The sequence below is a fragment of the Roseateles sp. genome (genome assembly GCF_031397715.1).
GTDB lineage: Bacteria > Pseudomonadota > Gammaproteobacteria > Burkholderiales > Burkholderiaceae_C > Paucibacter_A.
In genome coordinates this window covers 1-11,752 of sequence record NZ_JANNMI010000013.1, presented here as the reverse complement: position 1 = coordinate 11,752, position 11,752 = coordinate 1, and the positions used below count along the sequence as shown (strand labels likewise).

Sequence of the window (11,752 nt, the reverse complement as noted above, 5' to 3'; positions counted from 1 at the left end):
GCCGCGGCTGAAAACATCCTGTTCGGCGCCGCGGATGCTGATGACTGTTGCGCCCTGGGTTTGTATCTCCAGTCCGCAGCAAGCCTCGCACAAGGGGCAGATGCGGTAGTGAGTCTGCGGTGTGCTGTTCATTTGCTTGGGCTCCGTTGTGCCGACAGTGGGCATTTATTCTGTGGCCAAGTGCGGGCGCCGCTGGTCTTGTTGGTGACAGCCCGGCGTCTTGCATACTGGAGCTTTTGGAGCGGCTAGCGATGAAGATTGATATCGGCGGCGGCGTACGCCTGTTCGTAGATGTTGAAGGTCCCGAATGGGTGCCGGATGGCCCGGTCTTGCGGCAAAAGCCGACGCTGATCTGCCTGCATGGCGGCCCGGGCTTTGACCACAGCGGCTTCAAGCCGAGCTTCAGCCGGCTGGCCGACCTGGCGCAAATCATCTATTACGACCACCGCGGTCATGGCCGCAGCGACGAGCGGCCGCGCGCCGAGTGGACGCTGGACACCTGGGCCGATGATGTGGTGCGGCTGTGCGATGCCTTGGGCCTGGTCAAACCGATTGTGCTGGGCCAGTCCTTCGGCGGCTTTGTCGCGCAGCGCTATCTGGCCCGCCATCCCGGCCATGCGTCCAAGATCATTCTGTCCAGCACCTCACCCAATATGGTGATGGCGCGCAAGCTGGCGATGTTTGAAAAGCTCGGTGGCGCGCGGGCGCGTGAGTTGGCCGAGCAATTTTGGAGCGGCCCGACGCCGGCAACTTGGGGGGCCTACTGGGCGGCTTGCCGCAAGCTCTACAACAGTACCGAGCCAAGTGATCCCGACGCGGGCCAGCGCACGCTGCTGCGCGAGGACATTCTTTTGCATTTTGTCGGCGGCGAGAAGCAGGGCATGGACCTGTTGCCTGGCTTGGCGCTGGCGCAATGTCCGGTGCTGGTGATGGCGGGCGAGGACGACCCGGTCTGCCCGATCGAGGATGCCCGCGATATGGCGGCCGCTTTGCCTGTGCAATGGTCGCAGCTGGTGAGCTTTGCCGGCGTCGGCCACGGCGCGTGGCGGGATGACCCGGACGCCGCGTTCGCGACGCTGCGTCAGTTCATGCTGTCCTGATCAGGGCTGCCAGCTCGCGCTCCACCAAGCTCGCGTCGCCCAAGTTCATTTCGATCAGGCGGCGCAGATGGGTGATGCTTTCGAGGTCGATGCTGCGGCACAAAAAGCCGGCATGCTCGCCTTCCACATGAGCCAGCTCGCCGGCCATGGAGATGACCGTCGTTTGGTCATTGAGCTGAACCTTCAGCAAGCAGGGCAAGCTCAAGGTCAGCTCGGCAGCGCCGGGTAGGTTGAGCAACGCACCCTTCAGAGACAGATCCAGCACTTGCGCCTTCAGGTGTTCTTGGGTGGTGATCAGCTCGGCCTCGACGTCGAAGGCGACGCGGGCGAAATGGCGGCGTTCGGTATTGATGGCGGGCTCCTATGAATCGGCTTTGATGCTAGCAGAAGCGGCCAAGGCCAGTTTCAAGCGCTGTCGGCGTAAATCGTGCTGTGGTCGACCGCTTTTTGCAGGCGCAGCGGCACGATGGCGTCCAGCCCCATCGCTTCCAGGGTGTACCAGGCGGCGCGCAGATAGGCGGCGGTCGCATGGCGAATCTCATCGGTCGCCAACTCGTGGGCCTGGGCAAAGCCCGGCACCGAAAAGCCATCCGGCCGTTTGGCATTGGGGTTCAGCCTGTCGATAGCGGGCGCCTTGTAGCGGCGGGCAATCTTGGTCAGCAGGGCCTGCGCCTCTCCGGTATGAGCGGCAGGCCCCAGCAAACGGGCCAGATCGCCCAGCACTTGTTCGGCGGCCGCGGCCAATAGTTGGGCCGCATGATCGCTGCCGCCGGCCAGATACAAACCGGCCGCCAGGTCGGCATATTCCAAGGCCATGGCCAGCTTGCTCAAATCGGCTGGTGTACTCATGAATTTGGATCTAGATCACCCAGCAAAGAAAGGCGCAGTGTAAGTGGTTCAGGCCGCGCCGCTGCGCAGACAGTTGCCGCCGCCGCGGCGCGCCGCGAGCAAGGCGTTCTCGACCCGCTCCAGCAAACGCGCCCATTCATCGGCCGGGCCGCGCCAGGCACTCAGACCCATGCTGAGGCTGCCGCCGCCGCTTTGCTGGGGCCAGCTGGTGCGGACGCGTTCGCAGACCTTTCGCGCCGAGGCCAGGTCGACGTCGGTCAGCGCGAGCAGCAGGCCGTTGCTGTGGCCTTGCCTGGCGATCAAGTCCTCGGGCCGACATTGCCGACGCAGCAGCTCGGCCAGCTGCGTCTGCTCCCCTGTGCCGCTGGCCTGCCCGTCGGCTTCCAGGGCGACCAGGCACAGGCCGCTGCCGAGTCGCTTGGGCTGCAAGACCAACTCGCCCAGGCTTTGCATCAGCGCATCACGAGCCAGCAGATCCGGCTTGAGGCTCAGCGCGCTCAAATGATGAAATTGGCGATAGTGGCGCAGCGCCGCCTCAAAGTCACCGGCCTGCTCACACAGCGTGCTGAGCCGCTCGTAACTGACACTCAGCCACGCCGCCAATGCTTGGTTGCTAGGCTGCGCTTGCGCCTGGGCAATGGCCAGCTCCAGGGCCTCGCGGTCGGCGCTGACGGGGTGTTCTTCACTGGGCATGCGCGGCTCGCTGTTGAAGTCTGGAGAAAGAGCGTAAGGATAGCGTGCCGCCAGCGGTTCTCAAGCCCGTGCTTGCCCGTGCAAGAGCAGGCTGACCGCCAGACCGCCGTCGCTGCGATTGGCCAGTGAAATTCGTCCGCCATGGGCCTCGGCGATTTCCCGCGCCAGGGCGAGGCCCAGACCGGTGCCGCCACCGCTGGCGCTGCGTTTGGTCGAATAAAAGGGCAGCAGCGCCTGCGCCAGCACCGCTTCGCTCATGCCGGGCCCGCGGTCGGCGACGGTCAGCACCAGCGTTTCGCCGTCCGAACGCAGGCTCAAACTAACTTCACCGGGTGGCCCGCCCGCCTCATGGGCGTTCTTGATCAGATTGAGCAAGGCCTGCTCGATCTGGCCGGCGTCAAAGAACCCCGGCTGCTCCGGCCAGCCGCCCAGCAGCTCGAACTGGCAATGCGCCCGCAAGCCGGCCAGGAATTCTGGCCACAGCACGGCGGCCGGCTGCGGCAGCGGCAGCTTGGCGAAGCTGGCATAGCCGGACAGGAACTGATGCAGATGACCGGCCCGCCCGCCTATGCTTTTGAACACGGCCTCAAGCCGCTCGATCTGGCCGCGCCGGGCCAACTCGGCGCCGCTATGGGCCAGCGACGAGATCGGCGCCAGCGAGTTGTTCAACTCATGGCTCATGACCCGGATCACCCGCTTCCAGCTCGCCACCTCCTGGCGCGACAGCTCCCGTGTCATGCGCCGAAGCAGCAGCAGGCGCTGTGCCTGGCCCTGCAGCAAAAGGCTGCGCTGAGAGATATGAAATTGCTCCTCTTGCCCGTTCTCCGGCACGCTGACGAGCTGATCTTGCGGGTTCTGCAAGGCCGCGGCCAAGGCCTCGGGCGCGTCGGCCAGCAAGGTGTTCAAGTTAGCGCCGACTAGGCTGCGGCCCTTGGCCAGCAACTGCCGCGCCGCGAGATTGGCGTAGCTGATCTGCCCCTGCGGCTGGCACAGCAGCATGGCCACCGGCGTGTTCTGCACCACCGAGTCGAGCAGCAGCTCGCGCTGGGCGAGTTGCTGGCGCTGTTCGCGCAGGGCCAGCCCTAACTCGCTGTGCAAGCGCAGCAGCTCGGCCAACTCGGGCGGCTGGCCGTGGCTGGGCGCGGCCAGCGACATGCTGAAATCACCATCGCGGTAGCTCAGCACCGAGCCCTCCAGGGCGCGCAAAAGCCGCCGCAGTGGCGCCAGCATCAGGCCGGCAAGGGCGATCATGGCCAGCAGCAAGAGCGCCAAGCCGACCAGCAGGGCGGCCGTGCTCCAGGTGCTGGCCCAGGAGGACAGCGCGGCGTGGGCCAACCCGCCGAGCAGGGCCGCCAGCAAGAGCAGCAGGCTCAGGCGGGTATGCAGCCCTGGGCTTCGCATCAGCCGGCGTCCAGTCCGTAACGCTGCATCCGCCGGTACAGCGCTTGGCGCGATAGGCCCAGCTCCTGCGCCGCTCGGCTGACCACGCCGCCGGCCACGGCCAGCGCCGCCAGCACCGCGTCGCGGCTGGGCTCATCCAGATTGCGTGCGGCCAGGCTGGGCGCAGCCGCTGCCGCCAGACCGAGGTGGCCGGGGTTGACCGGGCCGGCACCGGCCAGTAAGCCGGCCCGCGCCATCACGTTCTTGAGCTCTCGCACATTGCCCGGCCAGGCATGGGCGAGCAAGGCGCTGCGCGCCGCGTCCGACAGGCCGGCCGGGCTGCCTTGGCTCAAAAAATACTCGGCCAGCGGCAAGATGTCGTCGCGCCGCTCAGTCAAGGCGCCCAAGCGCAGCTCGAACACATTGAGCCGGTAGTACAAGTCTTCCCGGAAGCTGCCGGCTGCCACCATGGCTTTCAAATCGGCATTGGTGGCGCTGATGACCCGGACCGTCGATTCGCGCGTGCGGCTGGAACCCAGGCGCTCGAAGCGGCCGGTCTCCAGGACCCGCAGCAGCTTCACTTGCCCGGCCAGCGGCAGGGTGCCGATTTCGTCCAGAAACAGCGTGCCGCCGTGGGCGGCCTCGAAGCGACCCTCGCGGGCCTTGTGCGCGCCGGTGAAGGCGCCGCTCTCGGCGCCGAACAGTTCCGACTCGATCAGGTCGGCCGGCAGCGCGCCGCAGTTCAAGGCCACAAACGGGCCCTTGCACTGTGCGGAGTTGGCGTGCACAAGCGCCGCGACGCGTTCCTTGCCGCAACCGTTCGGGCCGCTGACCAAGACCGGCAAGGCCGTGCGTGCGACTTGCGCCGCCAACTCCAGCGTGGACAGCATCGCCTCGGAGGCAAACACCAGACCGTCCAGGTCAAAGCGCCGCTGCAAGGCGGCGCGGCGCTCACGGCGCTCGTGATGGTGGCGGCGCACTTCGCCGGTGGCCTCCGCCAGCTCCAATAAATTGCCGATGGTAATGATCAGCTTGGCGTCATCCCAGGGCTTGGCCAGATAGTCGGCGGCGCCGGCCTTGACCAACTCGACCGCCGCCTCCAAGCGCGTCCAGGCGGTCAACAAGATCACCGGCAGGTCGGGGTACTTGGCGCGAATGGCGCGGAACAAGGCGACGCCCTCGCTGCCCGAGGTGGTGTCGGTCGTGAAGTTCATGTCCTGTATCACCAGGTCCACGTCGCCGGCCGCCAGCCAGCCCAGTCCCGCGGCAGGGCTGGCCGCATAAAGCGGTTCCAACTGATGTAGCGACAGCAGCAGCGACAGCGCCTCGCCTACACCCGGGTTGTCGTCAATGATCAGTACTTTTTTCATCAGGGCGCGAGCATAGCAATCTAGGTTCAAGCGCCGCGCAGTGCCGCGACCGGCGACAGCGCCGCGGCCCGGCGCGCCGGCGCCCAGACGGCCAGCTGCCCCAAGCCCCAGAGCAGCACGGCACCGACCGGCAAAAACGCCAAAGGCAGTGGCGGCAGCTCATAGCTCCGCATCAGCAGCAGACTGATGCCGTAGGCCGCCAGCATGCCCAGCGCGATGCCCAGGGTCGAGAGAATGAAGTTCTCGGTCTGGAAGTAGCGCAGGATCTGGCCCCGCGTGGCGCCAAGCGCCCGGCGGGTGCCAATCATGCGGGTGCGCTGCTGGACCCAAAAGCTCGCCAGGCCGACGATGCCGAAGGCCGTCACCACCAGCAGGGCCAGGCAAACGGCGGCCAGCAGCATCACCATGCTCTGGTCCTGGCGGTAGTAATGCTCGCGTTTGTCGGCCAGACGTTTGCTCTCCGACAAGATGCGGTTGGGCCCGCTTTGGTCCAGCGCCAGGGTCGCCGCCTTCAAGACATCGTCACGCTTGGCAGGGTCCGTGCGCAGCAGGTAGTAGCCGCCGCGAAAGGTTTCACGCACCGGCAGCAGCATGCTGAAGCCTTTGGACTCGTCTTTGCTGCCCGGCTGCGGGGACACCAGCGTGTCGACCACGCCGACGACGCGGATGGCCTTTTCACCCATGCCGTAAACCACCTGGCCCAGCGCGTCGCCCTGCGGGAACATCTGCCTGGCCAAGGCGCGGTTGAGGATCACGGCCGGGATGCCGGCGGCGCTGTTTTGCTCCATCTCGATCTGGTTCTGATATTCATTGGCCTCAAAGTCACGGCCGCCAATCAGGCGCAGGCCGGTGGCCTTCAACCAGCCCTCGCTGGCCCGGTACATCGAGGTTTCGAAGCCGCTGCCGTCCTGCTTTTCCTGCAAACGCATGGTCGTGGTTTGCATGCTGTCGCCAAACGGAATCTGGTTCAGGATGGTGGCGTCCGTGACGCCGGGCAGGGCGCGCAGCACGGCCAAGTCGGCGCGGGTCTGGGCATCTGCATTCTCGCGCGGACCGATGCCGCCGATGCGCAGGGTGACGATCTCCTGGTCGGCCAGCCCTGAGGGCTGCTTGATTTTTTCAATCCTTTGCATGATCAAAAAGAGCGCGTTGCAAACGATGGCGCAGGTCAGCGCGATTTGCAGCACGATCAGGCCCGCGGCCGTTTTGTGGCGCTTCAAGGTGGCGAGTATGGGCAGGATGTCCATGGGTGTTTGCGTCCTTATTGAGACTTCAGTTGCAGGGCCGGCGTGATCTGGCAGGCGCGCCATGCGGGCAGGAGGCCGGCAATCAAGCTGGCCGCCAAGGCCAGCCCCAGCGTCGCGGCCAGCATCTGGCCGTCCATCTCGATCAAGCCGGCGTACTCGCTCGCACCGTTGCGCACGGCGAGAATGCCCAGCCAGGTCAGGCCCAGTCCCAGCAGGCCGCCGACCAGACCGAGGCTGCCGGCCTCGACCAGGAACTGCGCAAAGATCTGGCCGCGCGGCGCGCCCAAGGCACGCCGCACGCCGATCTCGCCCGAGCGGCGCAAGGCCTTGGCCAGTTGCAGGCCGACGGTATTGGTCAGGCAAACAACCAAGAAGCCAAAGGCCAGCCAGAGCTGCAGGCCGATGTCATCGGGCACCACTTGTTGCTGCTTGAGCCAACTCATCACATCACGCATGCGCACATTGCTGGGGCGCTCGAAGCGACCGCTGGCGCGCTGCTGCTCCGAATATTGGTTCAGGTAGGCGGCGTAGTTCCTGGCCTTGGCGGGGCTGTCGATCTGGGCCCAGTACTGCACCCAGGAGCAGGGCGCGTTCAAGGCGCGCGCCATGCCACCGGGGATGTCGGCCCAGCAGGAAAAACTGCCGGAGATGCCGAAGCGCAAGGCCATGGCGGTGCTGAAGGGGAAGTAGATCTCGTCAATCTTGGCGAACGCGCCACTGGTCAGGTCGTAGTAGCGCGGCACGACCCGCCAGTCATCCAGCACGCCGACGATGGTGACATCCTTGTCGCGCACCCGCAGCGTCTTGCCGCAGCTGTCGGCACCGCCGAACAGGCGCTCGTTGAGCGCCTTTGAGATCACCGCCACGCGGGCCTCGGCCTGGTCGTCGGCAGCCGTCCAGCCCTGGCCGTACAGAAACGGCGCCTCGAACATGGCGAAGAAATCGGCCGAGGTGTTGCGCGTCCTGGCGATAAAAGGGCGCTGCTCGGGCTGCGGCGGCGTGATGGCGATATTGCCGCCCGACATCATCACCTGCTTGTCGGCGCGCGCATCCCGCAGCAAGGCCTCGGCGTCAAAGCGGGTCAGTTGCAGATTCGGCTCCTCGCCCGGCACATAAGCGCGCATCGGGTTGGCGTCGAGCTGGATATTGAACAGCTGCTTGCTCTTGCTCGGAATCGGGTCGCCCGACAGCACATGGAACACCGTCAGCGTCGTCATGCAGGCCGCCACGCCCATGGCGATGGTCAAGAGCATCAGTGCGGTCAGCCCGCGCGATGACTTGAAGCTGCGCAGCGCCAGCTCGAAGTAGTAGGTCAACATCATCATGACGATTTCCTTGCGGTGTCGGCTGTCTGCAGCCAAAGGTTGATGGCGGCCAGTTCCGTCTCATCGAGTGAGCCGGCCGCTTGGCTGAGCAAGAGCTTGGCCAGCACATAGCGGTGGCGCGCTTGCTCATGCGCGTTCTGCGCCGAGGCCTGCGTTTGAATCGCCAGCAAAAGGTCGGTCATCGTGCGCAGGCCCAAGCCCTGGCCGGCCTTGGTGGACGCCAGCGCTTGATCCGCAGCGGTGACGGCCAAGCGGCTGCTGTCCATCTGCGCCAGCGTCGCCAGCACCGCCTGGTACTGGGCCTGCGTTGCGCGGATCAGCGCCCGGCGGGCGGACTCCTGATCGCTCTGCGCCGCGTCACGCCGGTAGCCGGCTTGGCGTACCTGGGACTGGGTGGCGCCGCCGGCAAACAGCGGAATGTTCAGCTTCAGGCCGACGGTGTTGAGATTGCGCCCGCTCAAGCCTTCAGCGACGGCAGAGCCACTGCGGCGCTCGCTGTCCAGGCCCAGGCTCAGCGTGGGCAGATGGCCAGCGCGGGCCGCCTCGATGCGTCGCTCGCTGGCGCTCAGGTCCAGGTCTATGGCCTTGAGCTGCGGGTTGCGGCTCAAGGCGCGCGCCACCCAGGCCTGTACGTCCTGCGGCTGTGGCGGCAAGGCCGGCAAGTCCAAGGCCAGCGGGCTTAAGGGGCCGGGCTGGCTGCCGGTGATCTCGGCCAAGGCTTGGCTTGCGTCGGCCAAAGTCTGCTCGGCCTGGAACAGATTGCCGCGCACCAGCTGGTGATAGGTGCGCGCCTGGTCAACATCGAGCTGGGCCGACAGGCCGGCCTCAAAGCGGCTCTGCGCCTGCTTGACTTGCTCGGCAAAGGCGGCCTCGTTGGCGCGGCTGGTGTGCAAGCCGGCCTGCGCGAGCAGTACACCGAAGTAGGCGTTAGCAACCCGCGCGCAAAGCGCTTGCTGAGCAGCGGCCAAGCGGGCGTCCTGGGCAGAGAGCAAGGTGTTCTCGGCCGCCAAGCTGCGCCAAAGAGCGACGTCCAGCAGGCTTTGGCTGATGTGGCTGCTCAGCGAGTTGGTGTTGGCCGAGTCCGGGTTGGCTTGGCTCTTGTCGGCGCCGAGCGTCCATTGCGGCAGCAGCGCGGCGCGTGCCTGGGCGGCGGCTTCCACTTGGCTGCCGCGCTGCGCATGCGCCTTGGCCAGCAGTGGGTCGGCGGCGCGAGCTTGGGCGTAGACGCTCAGCAGGTCGTCGGCGTTGGCGTCGGCGTTGACGAGCAGCGGCCAGGCCAAGGCCATCAGCATGAGTAGGCATTCAAGCCGCATGGCGCTCGGCCTCGAAAAGCATTGGGTCCAAACGCAGTTCAGCGGCAATGTCGACCACCTGGCCGTCGATCACATGCACATTGCGCTGCGCGCGCGCGGCAAGCGCAGGGTCATGCGTGACCATCACGATGGTGGCGCCCTCGCGGTGCAATTCCTCCAATAGCTCCATCACGCTGCGCGCCATTTGGCTGTCGAGGTTGCCGGTCGGTTCATCCGCCAGCAAGAGCTTGGGTTCGCCGGCCAAGGCGCGCGCAATCGCCACGCGCTGCTGCTGGCCGCCCGACAACTCGGCCGGGAAATGCTTGGCGCGGGCCGATAGGCCCACCCTTGCCAGCGCATCGGCCGCGCGCTTTTTGCGTTCCGCCGCACCCATACCGCGGTAACGCAGCGGCACCTCAATATTGTCCAGCACGTTCAAATCGCCAATCAGGTTGAAGGCCTGGAAGACGAAGCCGATTTTCTGGTTGCGGATCCTCGAGCGCTCGTCGTCATTCATGCGGCTGACGTCAACGCCGTCCAACTCGTAGCTGCCGCTGCTGAACGCTTCCAGCAGGCCGGCGATGGTCAGAAAAGTGGTCTTGCCCGAACCCGAGGGTCCCGTGACGGCGACAAACTCGCCTGGCTTGACTTCCAGATTGAAGTCGCGCAACGCATAGGTCTCCACCATCTCGGTGCGGTAGACCTTGGCGAGTGATTTCATTTTCAACATGGGGTGAGCTCCTGATGGATCTTTGATTCAATGGCTGATGTTGACGCGCTGCTGATCCTTGAAGTTATCTGCGCCGGAGATCACGACCTGATCGCCGGCCTTCAGACCTTCCAGCACCTCGACCTTGGCGAGGCTTTGCAGGCCGAGTTTGATGGCGCGCTTTTCGGCGTAATCCGCATTTGCGCCTTGCAAGACATAGGCAAAGTGGCCGCCGCCTTCCTCGACAAAACTGCCGCGCGACAGCGTCAAGACCTTGTCGCGGTGGTCCAGCAGCATGCGCACCGACAGCCGTTGGTTCTGGCGCAGCTGTTCGGGCTGTTTGCCGGCGAAGCGCAGCCGCGCTGCTACTTCACCGTTGACGACCTCGGGCGAGACCGAGCTGAGCAGGCCCTGCCATTTCTGATCTTTGGTTCCGCCAGCGCCGCTGATCTCGCCGGCCATATTGGGCTGCAGCTCGCGCGCCAGGCTTTCGGCCACCTGGATCTGCACCTCCAGCGCCGACAGGTCCACCACCGACAGCAGCTTGGCATCCCTGGCCACGCTGGCGCGGTCGGTGACGAAAAGTTGGCCGACCTGGCCGTCCACCGGCGAGCGCAAGTTCAGCTCATCGAGTTGGCGCTCGACATCCCTGACCACCAGCGCTTGGCGCTCGTAGGCCTGGCGTTTGGCCTGCAACTCGAACTTGACGGCGTCGTCCTTCAGGCCCAGCAGCTGCTGCGACTGCGTCAGCGCGACCTGCGCCTTGGCCAGCGTGTCCCGCGCCTGGTCAACCTGGGCCGCGGCGGTGGCACCGGCCTGAAAGGCTTGGGTCTGGCGGGCCAAATCGTTTTGCGCGGTTTTGAAGCTGATGCTGGCCGTCTCCAGCTGGCTTTGCGTCTGGGCGCGCTGCTGGCGCGCGTCGGCCTGCGCGCGCAGCCATTCGCTTTGCAGCGCGTCGGCATTGGCGCGCTCCTGGCCCAGCCTGGCCGTCAGCTCCGGGCTGGCGATCGTCAGCAAGACCTGACCCCGCTTGACCTGATCGCCGGCCTGCACCTTCAGGCTGACCGTGCCAGGGTTGCCGGCGTACAGCGTCGGGCTGTTGGCGGCGACAACGCGGCCCTCGGCGGCGATGTCGCGGGTCAAGGGCCCCAGCTCGACGCTGGCCAGCGACAGCCGGGCCAGGCCGACCGAGGCGCCGCCGCTGAATTGGCTCGTTATTTTTGGGCCGGCGTAATAGGCGAGCAAGGAGGCGAGCAGGGCCAAGCTTGCCAGGGCCAAGCCGCCCAGGGCAAGGCGGCGGCCGCGCTGCTGGCTGGGTTTGAGCAAGCGGTCTTGCGCGGAGGTGTCTCGAATCATGATGGGCGGGCTGCGCGTGGGCGATTGCCCTCATCAACGCAAGCGGCGTGCCAGGCTCGGCCCTGAGTGCGGCCTCAATCAAATCAAGCACTTAGGGCCGCGGCGCCCGCTGGCGCGGTGTCCGCGGACAGTGCGCGGACAATCGTCGGACGATGTTTGGACAAATGAGGCGAAGCGATATGAGTGTCAGCAATGAACGAATCCGCCCGGCGCTGGCCGATGACCGGCTGCCGCTGGCTCGCATGCTGGAGCTCTACCAGCATGACTTGTCCGATATCTGGGATCAGGATCTGGACAGCCACGGCGAATACGGCTACGAGCTGGATGCCTACTGGCGTGATCCACGCTTCCATCCGTTTGTGGCCGTTGTGAATGGCCGTTTTGCCGGCTTTGCCCTGGTTAATCCGGCGCTCAAGGTTGGCCGACCTAGC

12 protein-coding genes are annotated in these 11,752 nt (G+C 65.8%); 2 read left to right on the top strand and 10 right to left on the bottom strand.

The genetic code is table 11. The features are described from left to right. Positions 1 to 251: 251 nt before the first annotated feature. Positions 252 to 1,100, top strand: coding sequence for an alpha/beta hydrolase (locus RMO57_RS00560; protein WP_310383269.1), 849 nt, complete (start codon positions 252 to 254; stop codon positions 1,098 to 1,100). Here the strand turns inward: RMO57_RS00560 and RMO57_RS00555 are convergent. From RMO57_RS00555 to RMO57_RS00510, 10 genes are read right to left on the bottom strand one after another with little or no spacing between them, the layout of a single operon-like run. After that, complete coding sequence (locus RMO57_RS00555) at positions 1,087 to 1,452, bottom strand: PilZ domain-containing protein (RefSeq protein ID WP_310383271.1); 366 nt, start codon at positions 1,450 to 1,452, stop codon at positions 1,087 to 1,089. The two genes, RMO57_RS00560 and RMO57_RS00555, sit on opposite strands and share 14 nt — an antisense overlap. Before the next feature lie 53 nt (positions 1,453 to 1,505). After that, a complete protein-coding gene (locus tag RMO57_RS00550; protein WP_310383267.1) occupies positions 1,506 to 1,949 on the bottom strand; it encodes a hypothetical protein in 444 nt (147 codons plus the stop codon). Between the two features lie 48 nt (positions 1,950 to 1,997). Next, on the bottom strand, positions 1,998 to 2,642 hold the full coding sequence (locus RMO57_RS00545) for a hypothetical protein (RefSeq protein WP_310383264.1): 645 nt from the start codon (positions 2,640 to 2,642) through the stop codon (positions 1,998 to 2,000). 60 nt (positions 2,643 to 2,702) lie between these two features. Then, on the bottom strand, positions 2,703 to 4,043 hold the full coding sequence (locus tag RMO57_RS00540; RefSeq protein ID WP_310383262.1) for a sensor histidine kinase: 1,341 nt from the start codon (positions 4,041 to 4,043) through the stop codon (positions 2,703 to 2,705). Beyond that, positions 4,043 to 5,392, bottom strand: coding sequence for a sigma-54 dependent transcriptional regulator (locus tag RMO57_RS00535; RefSeq protein WP_310383260.1), 1,350 nt, complete (start codon positions 5,390 to 5,392; stop codon positions 4,043 to 4,045). The genes RMO57_RS00540 and RMO57_RS00535 overlap by 1 nt, the downstream gene beginning before the upstream one ends. 26 nt (positions 5,393 to 5,418) lie before the next feature. Next, on the bottom strand, positions 5,419 to 6,639 hold the full coding sequence (locus RMO57_RS00530; RefSeq protein ID WP_310383258.1) for an ABC transporter permease: 1,221 nt from the start codon (positions 6,637 to 6,639) through the stop codon (positions 5,419 to 5,421). 14 nt (positions 6,640 to 6,653) lie between these two features. Continuing rightward, on the bottom strand, positions 6,654 to 7,964 hold the full coding sequence (locus RMO57_RS00525; protein ID WP_310383256.1) for an ABC transporter permease: 1,311 nt from the start codon (positions 7,962 to 7,964) through the stop codon (positions 6,654 to 6,656). Continuing rightward, a complete protein-coding gene (locus RMO57_RS00520; protein WP_310383254.1) occupies positions 7,961 to 9,256 on the bottom strand; it encodes a TolC family outer membrane protein in 1,296 nt (431 codons plus the stop codon). Before RMO57_RS00520 ends, RMO57_RS00525 begins: the two co-directional genes overlap by 4 nt. Positions 9,257 to 9,266: 10 nt before the next feature. Beyond that, a complete protein-coding gene (locus RMO57_RS00515) occupies positions 9,267 to 9,986 on the bottom strand; it encodes an ABC transporter ATP-binding protein (RefSeq protein ID WP_310383252.1) in 720 nt (239 codons plus the stop codon). Between the two features lie 27 nt (positions 9,987 to 10,013). Next, the gene (locus RMO57_RS00510) at positions 10,014 to 11,321 is read right to left on the bottom strand and encodes an efflux RND transporter periplasmic adaptor subunit (protein WP_310383251.1); all 1,308 of its coding nucleotides are present in this window, start codon (positions 11,319 to 11,321) and stop codon (positions 10,014 to 10,016) included. A 179-nt stretch (positions 11,322 to 11,500) separates the two neighbouring features. Here RMO57_RS00510 and RMO57_RS00505 point away from each other — a divergent pair. Continuing rightward, a partial coding sequence (locus RMO57_RS00505; RefSeq protein WP_310383249.1) for a hypothetical protein occupies positions 11,501 to 11,752 on the top strand: 252 nt, incomplete at its 3' end.

What these genes read in the sequence shown, in the direction of transcription:
- RMO57_RS00560 (WP_310383269.1), top strand. Translation starts at nt 252, where the DNA reads ATGAAGATTGATATCGGCGGCGGCGTACGCCTGTTCGTAGATGTTGAA.
- RMO57_RS00550 (WP_310383267.1), bottom strand. Translation starts at nt 1,949, where the DNA reads ATGAGTACACCAGCCGATTTGAGCAAGCTGGCCATGGCCTTGGAATAT.
- RMO57_RS00545 (WP_310383264.1), bottom strand. Translation starts at nt 2,642, where the DNA reads ATGCCCAGTGAAGAACACCCCGTCAGCGCCGACCGCGAGGCCCTGGAG.
- RMO57_RS00540 (WP_310383262.1), bottom strand. Translation starts at nt 4,043, where the DNA reads ATGCGAAGCCCAGGGCTGCATACCCGCCTGAGCCTGCTGCTCTTGCTG.
- RMO57_RS00535 (WP_310383260.1), bottom strand. Translation starts at nt 5,392, where the DNA reads ATGAAAAAAGTACTGATCATTGACGACAACCCGGGTGTAGGCGAGGCG.
- RMO57_RS00530 (WP_310383258.1), bottom strand. Translation starts at nt 6,639, where the DNA reads ATGGACATCCTGCCCATACTCGCCACCTTGAAGCGCCACAAAACGGCC.
- RMO57_RS00525 (WP_310383256.1), bottom strand. Translation starts at nt 7,964, where the DNA reads ATGATGATGTTGACCTACTACTTCGAGCTGGCGCTGCGCAGCTTCAAG.
- RMO57_RS00520 (WP_310383254.1), bottom strand. Translation starts at nt 9,256, where the DNA reads ATGCTGATGGCCTTGGCCTGGCCGCTGCTCGTCAACGCCGACGCCAAC.
- RMO57_RS00515 (WP_310383252.1), bottom strand. Translation starts at nt 9,986, where the DNA reads ATGTTGAAAATGAAATCACTCGCCAAGGTCTACCGCACCGAGATGGTG.
- RMO57_RS00510 (WP_310383251.1), bottom strand. Translation starts at nt 11,321, where the DNA reads ATGATTCGAGACACCTCCGCGCAAGACCGCTTGCTCAAACCCAGCCAG.